Here is a 19001-nt window from a genome sequence, read left to right as displayed (position 1 = left end):
GATTTTTCGCGCGGGTAGAGTACGGCGCGTGTCGATTGACCCCGCTGAACTGGAGATCGCCCTGAAGGTGCTCGCCCAGGTGGACGAACTGGACACCGAGCACCCCGACGCGGTCGCCGTCCGCCGGGCCACCGCCGGGATCTGGAAGAGCCTCCGCAAGCGCCGCAAGGCCGATCGCCGCGCGTCCATCACCGCCGCCGACCGCGCGGTGACCGAGGCCACCGCGACCGGCTCCCCGTCCCGCATCGACGACGAGACCCGCGGCGTGCTGCTGGCCGAGCCCGAACCGGGCGCGAGGGCGGGCACCCTGCTGCGCGCCCGCTCCTGCTACACGTGCAAGAGCCGGTACACCGAGGTAGACGCCTTCTACCACCAGCTGTGCCCGGCCTGCGCGGCGCTCAACCGCGCCAAGCGCGACCAGCGCGTGGACCTGACCGGCAAGCGCGCCCTGCTCACCGGCGGCCGGGCCAAGATCGGCATGTACATCGCGCTGCGGCTGCTCCGCGACGGCGCGCACACCACCGTGACCACCCGGTTCCCGCACGACGCGGCGCGCCGGTTCGCGTCCATGCCCGACAGCGCCGACTGGCTGCACCGGCTGCGCGTGGTGGGCATCGACCTGCGCGACCCCGGCCAGGTGGTCCGGCTCGCCGACTCGGTGGCCGCCGCCGGGCCGCTGGACATCCTGATCAACAACGCCGCGCAGACCGTGCGCCGCTCGCCGGGGGCATACGCGCCGCTCGTCGCGGCCGAGTCGGTGCCCCTGCCGTCCGGGCCGATGCCCGAGCTGATCACCTTCGGCCGCACCGCCGAGGCGCACCCGGCGGCGCTCACCAGCGGCCTCGACGGCGATCCCGGCAGCGGCCTGGCCGGGGCTCCCGGGGCCACGCCGGCGGTGACCGCGCTGGCCCTGGTCGCCGGGTCGAAGGAGATCGACGCGGGCGGCCTCGTCCCGGACGAGGCGCCGGTCAACAGCTGGGTGCAGCGGGTGGAGGAGGTCGACCCGGTGGAGCTGCTGGAGGTGCAGCTCTGCAACAGCACCGCGCCGTTCATCCTGATCTCCCGCCTGCGCGCGGCGATGGCCGCCGCGCCCTCGCGGCGCAAGTACGTGGTGAACGTCTCCGCGATGGAGGGCCAGTTCAGCCGCGCGTACAAGGGGCCGGGCCACCCGCACACGAACATGGCCAAGGCCGCGCTGAACATGCTCACCCGCACCAGCGCCACCGAGATGCTGGAGACCGACGGCATCCTGATGACCGCCGTCGACACCGGCTGGATCACCGACGAGCGACCGCACCCGACCAAGCAGCGCCTGGCCGCCGAGGGCTTCCACGCGCCGCTGGACCTGGTCGACGGCGCGGCCCGGGTGTACGACCCGATCGTGCGCGGCGAGCTGGGCGAGGACCTGCACGGGTGTTTCCTGAAGGACTACGCGCCGTCCCCGTGGTGACCCAGCGGAAGTGATCGACGCCACGACGGCTCGTCCCACTTCCGGCAGCAGCAACGGCGATGCGCCGTTCGGGTAGCACGTCCGGAGAACGCGGCACGGTGTGCGACCGTCCCTCGGTATGGTGAGGCTTTCGGCGGGCCGCCGCGGGGGCGACGGGGGTGGGCACGGGGGTGGGCATGGACGGCGATCGGGCCGGTCCGGCCTGCGCGCCGCCGGGACGCGCGGGGCGCTCGTCGTGACCGCGCCCCGCCGACAGGTCAACCCGTTCCCCCTGCCCGGCTGGGAGCGCACGCCGATGCGGCCGCTGCGCCCGTTCGACCGGGACGCCCACCGCGACTACTACGTGCCCGTGGACGGCGCCGAGCAGGCGTTCGAGGCGTTCCAGCACGAGATGGGCGACCTGACCGGCCTGCTGGAGGACGGCCGGCTGGTGCTGGTCACCGGCGAGTCCGGCTGCGGCAAGACGGCGCTGGTCAACCGGTGCGCGGACTGGGTGGTGCGGCGGCTGGGCGAGCGGGGGCTGCGCGGCGTCGTGCTGGACGTGACCGGCTGCCTGCCCACCGACCAGGAGCTGTCCATCGACCAGCGCACCACCGAGGTGTGCGACCAGCTGTTCGACCTGCTGGTGGACCACGACGCGCTGCGCCCGGAGGCGGAGGAGCAGCTGCGCGAGGTCCGGGACGTGCCGCGCCGCGTGTTCCCCCGGCTCGGCCGGGCGCTGCGGGAGGACACCACGCTCGTCGTGCTGCTGCCGAGCCCGAACGAGCTGGTCGACGAGGTGATCCGCTACGCGCGGGTGCTGCGCAGCGCCAAGGTGCTGTTCCTGACCGAGTCCGCGTTCCTGGGCCCGGACGACGTGGCGGACCTGGTGCGCCGGCTGGAGACCTGGGTGCCGCCGGTGACGCTGTGCGTCGGGCTGCTCGACGAGGGCGACGCGCAGCGGTTCGCGGCGGACCGGCTCAGCCGGCACGCGGAAGCGGGGAGTTATCCGCGGATGAGTGATGAAGCGGTCGAATTGGTGGCGAAGCTGTGCCAATCGGTCGCCATGCTCCAAAGATTCCTGCACGGCACCTACGAGCACAAACTCGAATCGGGGCTAAGCTACACCGAAGCCGACCTGGTCTCCGTCGAGGACATCAGGGCGTTCTTCAACACGAGGTCCCGGAATGGACTGGGGATTGGGCCATGAGCGGCAGCAGCGAACCCCCGCCCCCGCGGAAGAACCCCTTCTCGCCCATGGCGGTCGCCCGGATCACGGACTTCGGCGCGACCCCGGACGCGGTCGACGTGGCCATCACCACCGACGCGACCAGGCAGGCGCTCGCCCACCTCGACGCCTACCTCGACGAACGGCCATCGCGCGGTGACCGCACCGGCACCGTGGTGGCCGTGCTCGGCGACTACGGCACCGGGAAGACCCACCTCGCGGTCCTGCTGGTGCGGCACGCCCGGCAGGTGCTGGCCGACCCGACCCACGCCCTGTACCTCGACGCGACCGCGGACAGCTTCATCGAGCTGTACCGCCGGTTCATGCGCAAGCTCGGCCGCGAGGGCGTGCGCGCGCAGGTCAGCGAGTACTACGCGGACATCGTCGCGGACTCGCTCCAGTCCTCGGGCCTGACCAGCGACATGCTGGACTGGCTGGGCAGCCGGAAGCTGGAGCCGCAGGAGGTCGTGGAGCGGCTGGGCCTGATGGAGAGCGCGTTGCTGCGCGAGGTCCAGGACACGCTGCGCGAGGTCACCAACAACAAGGACTTCGGCACCGCGCTCACCCTGCTGCTGCGGCCGGGGTTCGAGCACTCGGTGTGGTCGTGGCTGCTCGGCGGCGCGCCGGACCAGGTGCTGGTGGAGCGCGGCATCACCACGCCCATCGACGACGAGGTCGCGGCGCTGGAGGCCATGGGCGTGTTCGCCCTGCTGTTCGGCGGCAGGCAGCGGCGGTTCGTGCTGGCCGTGGACGAGCTGGACAAGATCTTCTCCGCGGACAGCAGGCCGCAGAAGCGGACCATGGCGGCGTTCCAGACGCTGTTGCAGGTGTTCGCCAAGGCCGGCGCGTGCCTGGTGCTGTGCGGGCTGCCCGACTTCAAGTCCGTGCTGCCGCCCGCGGTGCGGCAGCGCATCCCCTACACCGTGGTGATGTCCGGGCTGAGCCAGGCGGAGGTGCGGGAGTTCGTCGAGCTGGCGCAGGAGCCGCTGTTCGGGCGGGGGCGGCTCGCGCCGTTCACCGTGCCCGTGATCCGCTACCTGCGGGACATCGCCCGCGGCAACGCGCGCAACGTGATCCGGTTGTGCCACCGGGTGTTCCGGGTGGCCGACGACGCGGAGCGCGCGGGCGGCGAGTTCCTGGTCACCGAGGACGCGGTGCGGCAGGCGGCGCGCGAGCTGTTCGGGTCGCTGAGCGCGGACGACGTCGAGGGCGTGGTGCGGCGGCTGCTGGACGCCGACGGGTACGACCACCTGCACCGGCACCTGCTGGGCGTGGGCGGGGAGTCGATGGCCGACTTCTGGGTCACCTTCCCGGACCGGACCGGCGGGTGCGCCGTGCTGCTGACCAGGTCGCTGCTGGACAACGCGGACCTGGACGCGGTGATGCGGCGGGTCACCGCGGTGCGCGAGGCCGACCCGGGCGCCGAGCAGGTCCTGCTGGTCAACGGCGTGGTGGCGGACGGGGTGGCGATCCAGCTGCGCGAGCTGCTGGGCCGCGAGCCGCTGGTGTACGTGGAGCGGACGTTCCCGGAGGACTTCAGGGCGCTGATCGGCGCGGCGGGCAAGCGGCTGGGCGGCGGGGGCGACGACCCGCTGACCGCGCTGCGGGTGCAGGTGGAGCGGCTGGCGCGGCAGCAGTCGAGCGTCTACGGGTTCGTCGAGCGGCTGGCCGAGCACGTGGACGGCGTGCGCACCTCGGCGGACCGGCAGCTCGGCGCGATCCAGCGGCAGCTGGGGGCGCTGGCGGGTGACGCGGCGCTGCGCGCCCCGGCGGACCGGCTGCCCGGCGAGGTGGAGCAGCTGTTCCGGGACGCGGTGGACGCGCTGGACGACCTGACGCAGGTCGACGCGATGTTCGGGGAGGCGTTCGAGCACGCGCCGACCGCGACGCAGGAGGCGGTGCACCGGCGGCTGCGGATGCCGGAGTTCACCCGGGCGGCGGCGCAGGCGCTGATGATGCAGCGGGCCGTGCAGGCGTTCCGGGCGGCGGTGTCGCAGTGGTACCGGTCGGCGGGCGACCCGGACGCGGAGGACCGGCTGGAGGCGCTGTGCGTGATCTACGACGACATCGCCGAGTTCCTGCCGCTGTTCACCCTGGAGCCGCTGTTCAGCCTGCCGCCGTGGTCGGCGCGGGCGGGCAACCTCGTGACCGGGGTGAATCAGGGTGCCCGCCGCACCCGCGTGCACCACGCCCTGCGCAACCTGAGCCCGCGCGTGCGCCGCGCCGTGGACCGGTCGACCTGACCCGCGAACCTACTCGCGAGTGAAGAACTCACCCGTCCTGAACGTACGACTCGCGCGGCCTGAGCGTACGACTCGCGCGGCCTGAGCGTACGACTCGCGCGCGAGTCGTACGTTCGTGACCGGCGTGTCGTACGTTCGCGAACCCCGAGTTCAGCGTTCGGAAGTCCGGGCTCAAGGACCGGACGGGGTGAGTTCCGCGCTCAAGCCGGACATCCGGGCATCCGCCGAACTCACCCGCGACTGGTCGATCGTCACGCCCACCAGGTACTCCCCGGCGCGCTGCCGGTAGTAGTAGACCGCGCCCATCTCGACGTCCAGCACGAGCCGCACCAGCAGCCCGCCGACGACCGGGGCCACGGCCCGGTTCAGCCTGGTCGCCAGCGCGCCCAGCTCGGGCAGGAACCCCTGGTAGAACCGCCGCCGCGCCTCCACGGTGACCTGCTTGAAGAACGGCGCCAGCGACACGTCGCCCAGGCAGTCGACCAGGGCGCGCACCTCGCCGTCGACCACGTGCGCCACCACGTGCAGGTCCCGCACCCGCACCGCCGACAGGCACGACGCCGGCGGCTCCTCCCCCACGGTCACGTGCGGCTCCGCCTCGTCGCGCGCGGGCAGGGCCGCCACGGCACCCGCGCCCTCCCACCCGCCGGGGTTGAGCGAGCCCAGGCTCAGCTCGGCGCGCAGCCGGGTGGCGAGCCCGGCCACCGCCCGGTCCGCCTCGTCCACCGCCGGGTGCCCGAACAGCGGCCCCGCGCCCGCGTGGTCGAGCACCAGGCCCACCACGTGCTCGGTCGGCACGACGGAGTCGCAGAACAGCGCGCCCTCCTCGGTGTGCAGCACGAGGCGGATCAGCCGGCCGGTCCGCACCTCCTGCAACGACCGGTCGAGCGCGGACGCCTGGAACGTCAGGTGCCTGCCGAGCCGCTTGAGGTCCTCGCGGCGGGTGCCGCCGGGCAGCGCGCCGGGCGGCGCGGGCGGGTCGCCGAGCACGTCGACGCCGAAGTCGAACACCCCGCTGCTGTAGTGGGCGAGGTAGTGCAGCGCGGGGCTGGTGCGGATCGCCGCCCGGCAGGCGCGCCGGGTCGTGTCGAACTCGGGGCCGAGGTGCTCGGCCTCCTCCTCGTACAGCTCCACGCTGCCTCCTCCGGCAGGTCGGGTGTGCGGGGTGTCGGGTGTGCGGGGCGTCAGGTGTGCGGGATGTCGACGTCGCACTCCCGCCAGTCCTGGTCCGCGGGGTGCGCGGCCAGTCGCAGGTTGTGCGCCGCGACGGCGGTGTGCGGGTGGTCGGGGCCCAGGAACTCCACGCAGTCGGTGTGCGCCTCGGCGATCAGCTCGGCCGCCCGGTCCACCTCGCCCGCGGTCAGCAGCACCCGCGCCTCGTCCACGGCCGCGGCCAGCGTCCACGGGTGCGTGTCGCCGAGCCGGTCCCGCAGGGTCGCCACGGCGGTCCCGACGTGGCCCACCGCGCCGGCCGGGTCGCCCGCCGCGCGCAGCGCCAGCCCGAGGCCCAGCTCGCACAGCGCCACGAACGGGTGGTGCTCGCGCAGCCCCACGTGCCGCCGGAAGCCGTCCAGCGCGGACCGCGCCAGCTCCACGGCCAGCTCCGGGTCGCCGCCCACGCGCCGGTGGTCGGCGGCGAAGCTCAGCGCGCACCCCAGCGTGTAGGGGTGGTGCGGGCCGATGACCTCGCGGTAGTCCCGCAGGGCCTTGCCGGTGCGCTCCTTGGCGGCCCTGGTCCGGCCGACCAGGCGCAGCGCGATGGCGTAGTTCCAGTGCACGCCGACCTGGGTCTGGTTCAGCTCCGGCCGCAGCGCCTGGAGCTGCTGGGAGGCGGTCAGCAGCGACTCCAGCGCCTCCGGGTAGCGGCCCAGTTCCCGCTGGTAGAGCCCCACCTGGGCGAGCGTGGTCCAGGTCCGCGCGTCACCCGGCCCGAACAGCCGCTTCCGCCGGCGGTGGTTGTCCTCCTCGACGGCGAGCGCGCCCGCCGCGTCGCCGGACAGGAACATCGAGGACGCCAGGTTGTTCGCCGCCCGGCGGGTGTCGGGGTGGTCGTCGCCGAGCACCGAGCGCAGGCCCTCCCAGGTGGCCTGGTCCTCGGCCAGCGCCTCGGCGAACAGACCCAGCCCGCGCAGGTCACCCGCCCGGCCCCGGGCGGTGATCAGCGGCCGCGGGTGGGTGAGGTCCAGCGCGCGCCGCTGCTGGGCCAGCGCCAGGTCGTCCAGGCGCAGCGCCTCGACCGGTTCGCCGAGCACGCGGTGGACGTTGGCCAGCTCCGCGGCCAGCCGGTTGCGCAGCGGGTCGGCGGCGCCGAACCGCTCGGTCCACGAGTCCAGCAGCGCGCGGCCGGGCCCCAGCGCGGCCCGCCGCACGCCCGCGCCGCCGTCGGTGAACAGGAACCGCACCTGGTTGACCAGCCAGCGGCGGACCTCCGGGTCGTCGCCGCCCATCGCGCCGGAGGGGAAGACGTGCCGCTGGAGCTCGGTGAACCGGGCGCGGCGGGTGGGCGAGTTGTCCTCCACCTCGGTCGGCGCGAGCGCGGCCAGCGCGGCGAGCACGTCCGCCTGCCGCGCGTCCCGCTCGGCGGGCGGCATGGCCTCGCGCAGCGCGCGCTGGACCACGCGGTGCATCCGCAGCGTGTACTGGTCGCCCCAGTCGACGCGGAACAGGCCGTGCCGCGCGCCGTGCCAGAGCACCCGGTCGACCTCGCCCGCGTCCAGCCGCAGCGGCTCGGCGTCCACCCCGCCCGCCGCGACCAGGCGGTCCAGGAACGCCCGCGAGCGCACCAGCCCGAGGTCCGCGCCCTCCGGCGAGAGGAACGCGCACAGCTGCGCGACCAGCACGGCGAGGCGGCCGGTGGCGTTGTCCCGCAACGAGTCCACGGCGACGCCGACCACCCGGGCCACGCCGTCCGCTCGGACCACGTTGTCCGCTCGGGCCGCGTTGTCCGCTGGGGCCACGCCGCCTGTCTGGGCCACAGCATCCGCTGGGGCCACGCCGCCTGTCTGGGCCACGCCGTCCGCTCGGGCCGCACCGTCCACCGACGCCGCACCACCCGCCCCGGCCTCACCGTCCACTTCGGACGTTTCGACCACCTCGGACCGGTCGAGCTGCTCCAGCAGGGTGCGGGTGGCCCACGCGGCGGCGTCCGCGTCGCGGGAGCCCGCGCCCAGCTCGGCCCGCGCGGTCTCCCCCAGCCACGACGACACCAGGTCCAGCGACAGCGGCAGGTGGTCCACGGCGTCGGCGACGCGACGCGCGTCCTCCACGGTCAGGCCCGGCACCCGGTCCAGCAGCAGCCGCGCGCTGTCGTCGGCGCGCATCGGCACCAGCTCCAGCCCGGCTCCCCCGTCGGTCGCGGAGGTGATCAGCACGTGCCCGGTGACGCCGGCCGGCAGCAGGTCCGCCACCAGGTCGAGGTCGTCGGCGTTGTCGTAGACCAGCAGGAACCGGGCGTAGGCGGGGTCGCCGGCGAGCCGCTCCAGCGCGGCCAGCGTGCCGTAGTCGGTGGACCCGGGCTGGCGCAGCCGGGCCGCCAGGTCGGCCAGCGCGCCGAGCAGGACCTGCCGGTCGTGCGCGGGCAGCCACCACACCGCCGAGTAGTCCGACGAGAACCGGTAGGCGTACTCCAGCGCCAGCTCGCTCTTGCCGACGCCGGACACGCCGCCGACGGTCACCTCGGCCCGGTCGTCACCCGCCTCCAGCAGCCGGTCGCGCAACGCCTCCAGGTCCTCGTCCCGGCCGGTGAACGCGGGGTGGCGCGGCGGCAGGCCGAACACGTGCGGGTGCGCGCCGGGCACCCTCATGCCGGGCTCGTGCTCCGTGCCGGGCCGGTCGATCAGGCCGAAGTGACCGAGCAGCCGGGCGCTCAGCGTCTCCGGGGTGTGCTCGTGCACGGACAGGCCCTCGTCGAGCGGGTCGTCCTCGGCCAGCGCCAGCCGCAGCACGGTCAGCGGCCGGTCGGGCAGCCGCACCGGCCCCAGGTGCGGCGAGGCCAGCACCACCACGCCCGGCGGCTGCTCGGCGGCCAACCACGAGCGCGCGTCGGCCAGCGACCGGACCCGCGCGCCCGCGTGCTCCAGCTGGCCGCGCACCCAGTCGAACCACGGGCGGTCGCGCGGCGCGTAGGCCACCACCACCCGGTCCGGCTCGGCGGTCGACGCCAGGCCGAACACCCGCCGGTAGCGGGCGCGCAGCACCGGGGACACCGGCGGCGGCTCGGTGACCGCGCCGGCGGTCACGGCCGCGGCCAGCCTGCCGTACTGGGTCTCCAGCGCGCCGCTGCCCGGCTCCTCGACCAGGATCGCCAGCAGCGGGTCGAACGCGTCGTACGGCCGGTAGGGGATCTCGACCGCGCCGCCGTCGGGCACCCGCTTCGGCTGCCCGGCCAGCAGTTCGGCGAACGCGGCGTGGATGGCCGAGCGGATGCGCCGCGCGCGGGACTGCTCGTCCGCGTCGTCGAACAGCGTCGCCACGGGCACCACGTCGATCCGGATCGGCGCGCGCTTGCGCAGCCGGGACGCCAGGTCGGCCGCGTCCGCGATGGCCCGCGGGCGGGGCCGGAAGCACACCACGGCCAGCTCGCACAGCGTCGCCACGAGGGTCAGGGACTCCTCGCCCGCGCCGGTCGGCGCGTCGATCAGCACCTGGTCGTAGTCCGTCTCGGCCAGCCTGGCGCGCAGCTCGGCGATCGCGCCGGCGTCGCCGTGGCTGGTCTCCGGCCGCGGCCTGCCCGCCGGGTCGGTCGCCATCGGGGACACCACGTCGACGTGACCCCCGGCCCCGGCCTCGCCGGCGGGCGGGGCGAACCGCTCCACCGCGGGCAGCGGGTCCTCGTCGCCCGGGGGTTCCGCCCGGTACGCGGCGAGCAGGCCGCGCGCCAGGGCGTCGGGTAAGCCCCGGCGGGCCACCAGGAACGGTTCCAGGTACTCGCGGACGCGCGGCACCTCCGAGCCCCAGTCGACCACCAGCACGCGCCGGCCGGCGGTGGCCAGGACCCAGGCCAGGTTGGCCACCGCGCTGGTGCGCCCCGTGCCGCCGGTCGCCGACAGGAAGGCGGTGACCGCGGGGTGGTGCGGGGTGGTGCGCGGGCTGCTCATGTGCTGCTCCAGGGCGGCGGGGGACCGGGGGGCGGGATCGCGGGCACGCGCCCGCCCGTCAGCCGCCGTTCACCCGGACGGCCGGGATCGCGGGTGCGCTCACAGCGAGCTCTCGAACGCGGCGAACCTGGTGGGCAGCTCGGCGTTCTCCGCGAGGATGCGGTGCAGCGCGGCGCGCAGCGCGGTGTCCGGCAGGTCGGCCAGTCGGGCCGGGTCGATGCCCGTGACGTCCAGCAGCTCGGACTCCAGGACGGGTTCCTCAGCCATCTCCGGCATGCCCCCTCACCGCAATGCTGCGGGTTTGTCCGCTCGCTCACCCGAATGCCGGTCGGACCGGCGGGCGCGGTTCCATCGTAGTGAAGTGCGGGGAAAAGCGTCGCGAATCCTCCGATCGGCGGAAGTAGCGGGCGGTGAGCTGTGTTTGATTGCTCCGGGGGACCGGAATCGGGGGGTTGATGAAAGCGCTGCCGTTCCGCCAGTTCGTGGTGAAGGTGCACGGTCGGTGCAACCTGGCGTGCGACTACTGCTACGTCTACGAACTGGCCGACCAGCGGTGGCGGTCACGGCCGCGGGCGATGTCGCCGGACGTCGTCGCGCACACCGCCGAACGGGTGGCGGAGCACGTGCGGTCGCACGGGTTGACCGAGGTGGAAGTGGTGCTGCACGGCGGGGAACCGCTGCTCGCGGGCCGTGCCGCGATCGCCGCGCTGGTGGCGCGGTTCCGCGCCGAGGTGCCCGCGGAGGTCCGGTTCACCGCGCAGACGAACGGCACCCTGCTGGACCGGGAATTCGCGGTGTTGTTCGACTCGCTGGGTGTTCGGGTCGGGGTGAGCGTGGACGGCTCGCCGGAACAGCACGACCGGCACCGCAAGCGCCCGGACGGCACCGGCAGCGGGGCGGCGGTGCGTTCGGCGCTGGAGTTGCTGCGCGGGTTTCCGGGGGTGTACGGCGGGCTGCTGTGCGTGGTGGACGTGCGCAACGACCCGGTGCGCACCTACGAGTCGCTGGTGGAATTCTCGCCGCCCGCCATCGATTTCCTGTTGCCGCACGGCAACTGGTCCGCGCCGCCGCCGGGACGGGCGGCCGGCGCGCCCGGGACGCCTTATGCGGAGTGGCTGATCGCGGTGTTCGACCGCTGGTACGAACGGCCGGTGACGGGGGTGCGGCTGTTCGAGGAGCTGCTGAACGTGCTGCTGGGCGGCGGGTCCGGGGTGGAGGGCATCGGGCTGAACCCGCCCGCCCAGGTGGTGGTCGAGACGGACGGGTCGATCGAGGTCTCGGACATCCTGGCGTCGTCCTCCCCCGCCGCGGCGGCGACCGGGTTGAACGTGGCGCGCGACCCGTTCGACGCGGCGGTGGAGCTGGCACCGGTGCGGGCGGCGCGGGAGGGGTTGGCCGGGTTGTCGGGGGTGTGCCGGAGGTGCCCGGTGGTGCGGGTGTGCGGTGGCGGGTTGCGGGCGCACCGGTACCTGGCGGGCGCGGGGTTCGACCGGCCCTCGGTGTACTGCCCCGACCTGGCCCGGTTGATCGGGCACGTGCGGTCGAGGGTGGCGGCGGACCTCGCGGAGCTGGCGTGAACGCGGGGCCGGCGGGCGCGGGATCGGCGGGCGCGGCGTCGGCGGGCGCGGCGTCGGCGGGTGGTGGCTCCCCTGGCGACTCCCCCGCCGTCGAGCCCTTCCGGTTGTCCGGGGCGGACTTCACCGCGCTGGCCCGGGGCGGCGGCGGGTCGGCGCTGCGGGTGCTGCGGCTGGCCCGGCGCAGCCGGACCCTGCTGATGATCCGGTCCATCGCGTCCGCCCCCGAGGCGCGCCCCGCCTACGAACTGCTCTGCGAGGCCCACCGGGCGAACCCCGACGCGGTGGCGCGGGTGCTCGACCACCCGTCGGTCGGGGTGTGGGCGACGCGGACGGCCGCGGGGCGCGGGCGGGCCGGTGAGCTGGCGTTCACCGCGGCCGCGGCGGCGGTGCGCGCCGGGGTGCCGGTGGACCTGGGGTTCCCGCCGGCGGAGGTGGTCGAGCTGCCCTCGCTGGGGGTCGTGGTCGGGCCCGGCCTGCGCCACGAGCCGCTGCCCGAGGTCGCGCTGGGTCCCGCCGTGCTCCAGGTGGACCTGTGGGCGGGCGGCGGGGTGCCCGACGGGCTGCCGGTGGACACCGCGCCGGACCTGCCGCGGCTGCGGGAGCAGGTCGGGGCGGCGTGGGAGCTGCTGGCGCGGGACCACCCGGCGGTCGCCGCGGAGGTGGCCGAGGTCGTGGCGGTGCTGACGCCGATGCCGCCGCCGCCCTCGGGCACCAGCAGCGCGACCGTGGCGGACGCCTACGGCTGCGTGTTCCTGTCGCCCGCGCCGGACGCCGAAGCGGTCGCGGTGACGCTGGCGCACGAGGTCCAGCACAGCAAGCTGGCGGCGTTGATGGACCTGTTCGCGCTGGTCGAGCCCGACCGGCGGGAGCTGTTCTACGCGCCGTGGCGGGAGGACCCGCGGCCGGCGGCCGGGCTGCTGCACGGGACGTACGCGCACCTGGGCGTGGCGGGCTTCTGGCGGGACCGGCCGGGCGCGGCGGCGCGGGTGGAGTACGCGCGCTGGCGGTCGGCCGCGCTGACCGCCGCGGAGACGCTGCTGGACAGCGGCGCGCTGACGCCGATTGGCGTGCGGTTCACCGCGGAGGTGGCGGCCGTGCTGCGCGCGTGGTGCGCCGAACCGCTGCCCGCCGCCGCGCTGGCCGAGGCCGAGGCGGAGGCCGCCGCGCACCGGGGCCGCTGGGAGGCCGCCCGGTCCGGCTGAGCGCCCCGGGTGGTGAACGCCCCAGGTGGTCTGCGCCCTAGGTGGTCTGCGCCCTAGGTGGTAGTGCCCTGGGTGGTGAGCGCACCCGAGTGGAGAGCGCCAGGTGGTGACCACCCCGGGTGGTGTGCGCCGCAGGTGGCGAGCACCCCGGGTGGCGAGCGTCGCAGTCCGCGACGCGCCGGGGGCGGTCCTCGGACCGGGGGCGTCCGGCGGCGATACTGCGCGCCATGCTCAACGCCGACGGCCACCTGGTGCACTCCCCGTCGGACCTGGTGGACCTGCTGGAGTGCGAGCACCGCAGCCGGCTGTCGCTGGCCCTGTCGCGCGGGGTGCCCGGCGCGCCCGTGCCGGAGGAGCAGCGCGGCACCCTGGCCGCCCGCCACGGCCTGGCGCACGAGCAGGCCGTGCTGGAGCGGTTCCGGGCGCGGGGCGAGGTGGTCGAGATCCCCCAGCCCGCACCCACCCACGAGGCGCTGGTGGCCGCCGCCGCGCGGACCGCCGCCGCCATCGCCGACCGGGCCCCGGTGATCTACCAGGCCGTCTTCTACGCGGACGGCTTCCACGGGCGCGCCGACTTCCTCGTCGCGGGCGAGCACGACGGCGCGCACTGCTACGAGCCGCACGACGCGAAGCTCGCCCGCCACGCCACCCCGGCCGCCGTGGTGCAGCTGACCGCCTACGCGGACGCCCTGGGACCGCACGCCGGCCCCCGGATGCACCTGCTGCTCGGCGACGACACCACCCGCACGTTCCGGGTGGCCGACTTCCGGCCGCTGGTCCGCGACCTCACCGCCCGGCTGCGGGTCCGGCTGGCCGAACCCGCGGTCCTGCCCGCCCGGCTCTGGGACGACGAGCGGCCCGCCTGCGCGACCTGCCGCTTCGCCCGCCACTGCGCCGGCGGTCGCGAGCGGGACCGGGACCTGTCGCTGGTCGCGGGCATCCGCGCCGACCAGCGCCGCAAACTCACCGCCGCCGGGCTCGGCACGATCGACGCGCTGGCGGTCGCCGGCCAGGCCGACCGGCCCTCCACCATGTCCGCCGCGACCTTCGCCGGGCTGCGCTCCCAGGCCGCGCTCCAGGTGGTCCAGGACCGCTCCCGCACCGAGGCGAACCCGACCGGCGAGGTGGCGTTCGAGGTGGTCGCGCCCGAGGCGCTGGCCACGCTGCCCGTGCCCGACCCGGGCGACCTGTTCTTCGACATGGAGGGCGACCCGTTCGCGCTCGACGGCGAGGGGCTGGAGTACCTGTTCGGCGTGGTCGACGCCGAGGGCGCGTTCACGCCGTTCTGGGCGCACAACCGCAGGCTGGAGAAGCTCGCGTTCGAGCGGTTCGTGGACTTCGCGGTGGGGCGGTTGGAGGCCAACCCCGGCGCGCACGTCTACCACTACGCGCCCTACGAGGTGAACGCCCTCAAGAAGCTCGCCGCGCTGCACGGCACCCGGGAGGAGGCCGTGGACCACCTGCTGCGCTCCGGCGCGCTGGTGGACCTGTACTCGGTGGTGCGCAAGGCGTTGCGGGTGTCGCAGCGGTCGTACTCGATCAAGTACCTGGAACCCCTGTACATGCCCGCCCGCACCGGCGAGGTCACCAACGCGCTCTCCGGCATCGAGGCGTACGAGCAGTACCTGGCGCTGCGCGGCGCGGACCCGGCGCGCGCCGAGGAGGTCCTGGCCGGCATCGCCGACTACAACGCCGCCGACTGCGTCTCCGCGCTGCGGCTGTACCGGTTCCTGGTCGACGTCCGCGCCGAGGCCGGCGTCCAGCCCCACGTGCCGGAGCCGTCGTTCACCCAGGAGATCGAGGACGAGCTGGCCGCGCAGCGCCGGGCCGAGCGGGCGGCGCGGCTGGCGGCCGTGGTCGACCCGCTGGTGGAGGGGCTGCCGGACAACCCGGCCGAGGCGGACGACGACCAGCGCGCTCGGGCGCTGCTGGCCGCCGCCGTCGGCTACCACCGGCGCGAGACCAACCCGGCGTGGTGGGACTTCTTCCGGCAGATGGGCGCGCCGCTGTCGGAGCTGGAGTCGGACGGCGCGTGCGCGGTGCCGGTGTCGGTTCGCGCCGAGGACTGGGTGATGCCCTCCGGGCGGGTCCGCAAGGCCAAGCGCGAGGTGCGCGCGTGGTGCGACCCGGAGCGCCCGCACCCGTTCGCGGCCGGCGACCAGGTGCGGCTGCTCTACAAGGGCGCGCCCAACCGATCGCGGGACGCCGTCGTGGTGGCCGAGTCGGCCGAGGACGTCGTGCTGCTGGAGAGCACCTCGCCGGACGACGTGGACGGCGAGCAGCCCATCGCGGTGCTGCCCGGCAGCCCGGTGCGGCCCACGCCGAAGGACGAGGCGGTCTACGACCTGGCCGCGGCGGTCGTGGACGCCCTGCCCGAGCTGCCGCCGCACCCCGGCGTGGACCTGGTGCGGCGCACGCCGCCGCGGCTGCGCGTCGGGGCGCTGCCGCGCTCGGACGACCTGATCGCCGACGTGATCGCGGCCGTGGACGCGCTGGACGGCTCCGCGCTGGCCGTGCAGGGGCCGCCGGGGGCGGGCAAGACCTACCTGGCGGGCCGGCTGATCGCGCACCTCATCCGGGGCGGGCGCAGCGTCGGCGTGACGTCCACCAGCCACAAGGCGGTGGAGAACGTGCTCTCGGCGGCCCTGGCGGCGGGGCGGGAGCTGGGCGTGCCGATCCCGACCGCGAAGCGGGCGAAGGGCGCGCCGGCGAAGGACTGCGCCTGGGAGCAGCCGCGCGACAACCCGGCGCTGGTGCGGTGGCGGACGGACCAGGGCGGCGGTCACCTGGTCGGCGGCACGGCGTGGACGTTCGCCAACACCGCGCTGCGCGAGCAGCCGTTCGACGTGCTGATCGTGGACGAGGCCGGGCAGTTCGCGCTGGCCGACGCGCTGGCCGTGTCGACGTGCGCGCGCAACCTCGTGCTGCTGGGCGACCCGCAGCAGCTGCCGCAGGTCGTGCAGGGCACGCACCCGGCGGGCGCGGAGGCGTCGGCGCTGGGGCACCTGATCGGCGACGCGGACGTGATCCCGCCCGAGCTGGGCTACTTCCTGGACCAGACGCGGCGGCTGCACCCGGCGGTGTGCGAGCCGGTGTCGAACCTGTCCTACGCCGGGCTGCTGCGGGCCCACCCCAGCGCGGCCGAACGCGCCGTCGCGGGCGTGCGGCCGGGCGTCCACCTGCACTCGGTGGAGCACTCGGGCAACACCACGTCGTCGGCCGAGGAGGCGGCGGCCGTGGTGGACGTGGTGCGGTCGCTGATGGGCAGGCTGTGGGTCGACGGGCCGGGCGCGCGGGCGCTGGACGAGGACGACTTCCTGGTGGTGGCGCCGTACAACCTCCAGGTGCGGCTGGTGCGGCGGGAGCTGGAGAAGCACGGGTACGGGCACGTGCGGGTCGGCACGGTGGACCGGTTCCAGGGCCAGGAGGCGCCGGTGGTGGTCACCACCATGACCTCGTCGGCGGCCGTGGACCTGCCGCGCGGCCTGGACTTCCTGCTGTCGCGCAACAGGGTGAACGTGGCGCTGTCCCGGGCGCAGGCGGTGGCGGTGGTGGTGTGCTCGCCACGCCTGGTGGAGGCCGACGTCCGCGACGTCGACCAGTTGCGGCTGGTCTCGGGCATGGTGGGGTTGATGGCGGACGCGCTGCCGTGGGGCATCAGCGGCATCTATGACCAAGACCTATGACCCCGGCCGTTCCCCTGCTCTTAATGTCGTGACACACGAGAACCTTCCACCCCTGCACCGAAGGAGATCGTGTGGTCGAGAAATTCGCACGCCCGTTGGTGGGCGCGTTGTTCACCACGTTCGCCCTGCTGGCGACGGTCCTGGTCGGTCCGGCGTCGGCAGCGGCCGCGCCGCCGTCGGCGATGGCCAGGACCGTCTACTACAGCGCCTCCGGCTACTCGGCGGAAGCCGACCAGGCCGCGCAGATCTGGAACTCCCGGGTGCCCAACCTGCGGCTCGTCCGCGGGAGCGGCGCCACGATCCGGATCTCCGCGACCACCGGGGGCGGTTCCCGGGCCTACCCCTGCGGGCTCGGGTGCGCCACGATCTACATCGACACGCGTGACGTGGCGGCGGGTCACTCGTCGCTGCGGATCGTGGCGCACGAGATCGGGCACGGCCTCGGCCTGCCCGATACGTACAACGGCATCTGCTCGTACCTGATGTCGGGCGGCAGCGCGGGCACGTCCTGCCGCAGCACCTACCCGAACGCCCAGGAGGCGAACCGGGTGAACCAGCTGTTCGCGGGCCTCTCGACGGTGACGTCGGTCGGCACGGACGTGTACGCGAGGAGCTGACGGCCGCCGGTGCGGGCGGCCGGTGCGACCGGCCGCCCGCACCGGTGTGTCCGCGTCCCGCGAACTCGGCGCGGGAGAAGTCGACCCGCAGCCTGGCGCCCTCGCCGACCTCCGCGGCCGTCAGGTCGTGGTACTCGCCCTCCGCCTCCGAGTTGAGCAGGAGGAAGAAGGTGCCCGACACGCGCATCTCGCAGGCGTCGACCCGCCTGCCGGTCCGCTGGAACAGGACGACCGTCCCGCCGCGCTCCGTCCCGAACCCCCGGAACGCGGTGCCCTCACCCAGCTCGCAGCCCTCCAGCCGCAGCAGCCCGTCGAACACCCGCGCGCCCGTGAAGTCCGCGCCCCCCTCGAAGGTGACGCCGTCCAGGAGGCAGGTGCCGGTGAACGCCGCGCCGGCGAAGCGGGTCCGCCGGGAGAACACGGCGCCGGTGAGGTCGACGTCCACCAGGTGGGCCCCGGCGAGGTCGACGCGGAGGTCCGACCAGCTCGGCTCACCGCTGTCGCGGCGCAGGTGGGCGGCGAGGACCGAGGTGACCGCCCGGCGGACCTGGTCGTCGTCCCGCTCGTCCTCGCGCCGCGTCCTGAGGTAGCCGCACAGCACGTCGAGGCACGCCTGCCGTTGCGCCGGCCAGTCGTCGGCCAGCCTGGCCGGCGCGTGCACACCGGCCTGGCGCACCGCCGGGCTCGAGTGCCCCAGCAGCTCCGCGGCGTCCTGGTAGCGCCGGGACAGCGCGTCGGACTCGGCCCGCTCGGCGACGGCGAGGGCGGTCCGCTCGGTGACCGCCACCGCCGCCTCGGCGGCTTTCGCGGACCGCTCGGACGCCTCGGCCGACCTGCGCGCGGCCTCTGCGGACTCGCGCCCGGACTTGCGCTGCAACCACGCGGCGACGCCCGCGACCACGGCGGCCACGACCGCCGCCGCCAGCGTGGCGACGGGCACCCACGGGCTCGTCGCGCCGCCGGTCGCCACGGGTGCCGGAGCGGGTGACGGCGTGGTGGTCCACCACGCGCCGAGGCTCGTCCACAGCTGCATCCCGGCATTGTCGGTGAGGGCCGGCCGGTGGGGTCGCGAAATTCCGGCGAGCAGGGCGGCCCGAGGGTTGGGGGCGAGGGCTCTGGGGCCGGGGAGCCGGGGGTCGGCGTGCCTGGGCTCGGCCCCCGGCGCGGCGGGTTTCACCCGAATCGACCAACGCCCGGGTTGAACGCCGGGCCCCCGGTGTCCGTACCCGGAAGTGCACCCCCCGCCGCACCACCGGGAGCACTGGAATGCCGTTCGCCCGAATCGCCGGGGTCGCCCTTGGCGTCCCGGTCTCGACCCCCGCGACCGCGACACCCGCGACCGCCCACACCCCGTCGATCAAGGGCGGGTGCGTCGAGGGCCGGGCCGGGCCGACCGTCGAGCTGAGCCGGTACGACGGGCGGCGCGGCAACTCGGTCGCGGTGTCCGGCGGCGGTCGGTCCCTTGAGGACGGCCGGTTCCCCCGGTCTTTCCGGCGGACCCGCGGCGAACCCGGGAGCGGGTCGAAGGGCCGGCCGTTCACCCGGAAAGTGATCGTCCACACGTGCCGGGTGCCCGTGGCGACCACGGCGCCGGTAACGATTGCGCCAAAAAACGAAGTAGCGACCGTCACGACTTCGACCACTGTGGAAACGACCACGGGCACCACACCGCCGTTGACCTTCCGCCTGCCGTCCACCTCGGTGAAAGCCGTGGTCAGAGCGGCTGATCAGGCCGAATCCGAACGTTCGGGGGCTCGGGCGGGTCTGCCGCCGGCCCTGGGATCGCCGCTGTTCACGTGCGGCGGGATCGCGCTGGTCATCCTCTGGGGACGGTTGCGGCGGTAGATGCGGAAAGTAATTACAGGTCCCCCAATCGAGTGGTTGCCGTTCCCCGTATATGGTGACCGCCGTCTCTCCTCAGCC

The 19001-nt window shown here is 75.0% G+C and carries 11 protein-coding genes and 1 pseudogene; 8 read left to right on the top strand and 4 right to left on the bottom strand.

The genetic code is table 11. The annotated features are described in order from the left end of the window. Positions 1-28 precede the first annotated feature (28 nt). From Q5530_RS22445 to Q5530_RS22435, 3 genes are all read left to right on the top strand, one after another. Complete coding sequence (locus Q5530_RS22445; RefSeq protein WP_415364746.1) at positions 29-1450, top strand: SDR family NAD(P)-dependent oxidoreductase; 1422 nt, start codon at positions 29-31, stop codon at positions 1448-1450. A gap of 235 nt (positions 1451-1685) precedes the next feature. Next, positions 1686-2639, top strand: a complete 954-nt coding sequence (locus tag Q5530_RS22440; RefSeq protein ID WP_415364745.1) for a hypothetical protein — start codon at positions 1686-1688, stop codon at positions 2637-2639. Beyond that, positions 2636-4900: a hypothetical protein gene (locus Q5530_RS22435; RefSeq protein WP_415364744.1), complete on the top strand. Its 2265-nt coding sequence runs from the start codon at positions 2636-2638 to the stop codon at positions 4898-4900. Before Q5530_RS22440 ends, Q5530_RS22435 begins: the two co-directional genes overlap by 4 nt. A 171-nt stretch (positions 4901-5071) precedes the next feature. Here Q5530_RS22435 and Q5530_RS22430 read toward each other — a convergent pair whose 3' ends face one another. From Q5530_RS22430 to fxsA, 3 genes are all read right to left on the bottom strand, one after another. Next, positions 5072-6034 carry a hypothetical protein gene (locus Q5530_RS22430; RefSeq protein WP_415364743.1) on the bottom strand — a complete coding sequence of 321 codons (963 nt, stop codon included), beginning with the start codon at positions 6032-6034 and terminating at the stop codon, positions 5072-5074. Between the two features lie 50 nt (positions 6035-6084). Continuing rightward, positions 6085-9996: an FxSxx-COOH system tetratricopeptide repeat protein gene (gene fxsT / locus Q5530_RS22425; RefSeq protein WP_415364742.1), complete on the bottom strand. Its 3912-nt coding sequence runs from the start codon at positions 9994-9996 to the stop codon at positions 6085-6087. 99 nt (positions 9997-10095) lie between these two features. After that, positions 10096-10263 carry an FxSxx-COOH cyclophane-containing RiPP peptide gene (gene fxsA, locus Q5530_RS22420; RefSeq protein WP_415364741.1) on the bottom strand — a complete coding sequence of 56 codons (168 nt, stop codon included), beginning with the start codon at positions 10261-10263 and terminating at the stop codon, positions 10096-10098. A gap of 188 nt (positions 10264-10451) precedes the next feature. Between fxsA and Q5530_RS22415 the strand changes: the two genes are divergently transcribed. The 4 genes from Q5530_RS22415 (at position 10452) to Q5530_RS22400 (ending at position 17078) form a co-directional block, all read left to right on the top strand. Next, on the top strand, positions 10452-11573 hold the full coding sequence (locus tag Q5530_RS22415; RefSeq protein ID WP_380633046.1) for an FxsB family cyclophane-forming radical SAM/SPASM peptide maturase: 1122 nt from the start codon (positions 10452-10454) through the stop codon (positions 11571-11573). Continuing rightward, complete coding sequence (locus Q5530_RS22410; protein WP_415364740.1) at positions 11570-12775, top strand: aKG-HExxH-type peptide beta-hydroxylase; 1206 nt, start codon at positions 11570-11572, stop codon at positions 12773-12775. The genes Q5530_RS22415 and Q5530_RS22410 overlap by 4 nt, the downstream gene beginning before the upstream one ends. Positions 12776-13002: 227 nt before the next feature. Next, complete coding sequence (locus tag Q5530_RS22405; RefSeq protein ID WP_415364739.1) at positions 13003-16461, top strand: TM0106 family RecB-like putative nuclease; 3459 nt, start codon at positions 13003-13005, stop codon at positions 16459-16461. A 71-nt stretch (positions 16462-16532) separates the two neighbouring features. Further along, on the top strand, positions 16533-17078 hold the full coding sequence (locus Q5530_RS22400) for a snapalysin family zinc-dependent metalloprotease (protein WP_380633042.1): 546 nt from the start codon (positions 16533-16535) through the stop codon (positions 17076-17078). 376 nt (positions 17079-17454) lie between these two features. Here the strand turns inward: Q5530_RS22400 and Q5530_RS22395 are convergent. Next, a pseudogene (locus tag Q5530_RS22395) lies at positions 17455-18111 on the bottom strand (hypothetical protein); the annotation flags it as partial. Between the two features lie 233 nt (positions 18112-18344). Between Q5530_RS22395 and Q5530_RS22390 the strand changes: the two are divergent. Beyond that, positions 18345-18923, top strand: a complete 579-nt coding sequence (locus Q5530_RS22390) for a hypothetical protein (protein WP_415364738.1) — start codon at positions 18345-18347, stop codon at positions 18921-18923. Positions 18924-19001 lie beyond the last annotated feature (78 nt).

It is taken from the genome of Saccharothrix sp. BKS2 (assembly GCF_047689505.1).
Lineage (GTDB): Bacteria > Actinomycetota > Actinomycetes > Mycobacteriales > Pseudonocardiaceae > Actinosynnema > Actinosynnema lopnurensis.
This window is presented reverse-complemented; position numbering and strand designations above follow the sequence as displayed.

Coding starts and splice junctions, on each gene's coding strand:
- Q5530_RS22435 (WP_415364744.1), top strand. CDS start 2,636: ATGAGCGGCAGCAGCGAACCCCCGCCCCCGCGGAAGAACCCCTTCTCG.
- fxsT (WP_415364742.1), bottom strand. CDS start 9,996: ATGAGCAGCCCGCGCACCACCCCGCACCACCCCGCGGTCACCGCCTTC.
- fxsA (WP_415364741.1), bottom strand. CDS start 10,263: ATGGCTGAGGAACCCGTCCTGGAGTCCGAGCTGCTGGACGTCACGGGC.
- Q5530_RS22415 (WP_380633046.1), top strand. CDS start 10,452: ATGAAAGCGCTGCCGTTCCGCCAGTTCGTGGTGAAGGTGCACGGTCGG.
- Q5530_RS22405 (WP_415364739.1), top strand. CDS start 13,003: ATGCTCAACGCCGACGGCCACCTGGTGCACTCCCCGTCGGACCTGGTG.
- Q5530_RS22390 (WP_415364738.1), top strand. CDS start 18,345: ATGCCGTTCGCCCGAATCGCCGGGGTCGCCCTTGGCGTCCCGGTCTCG.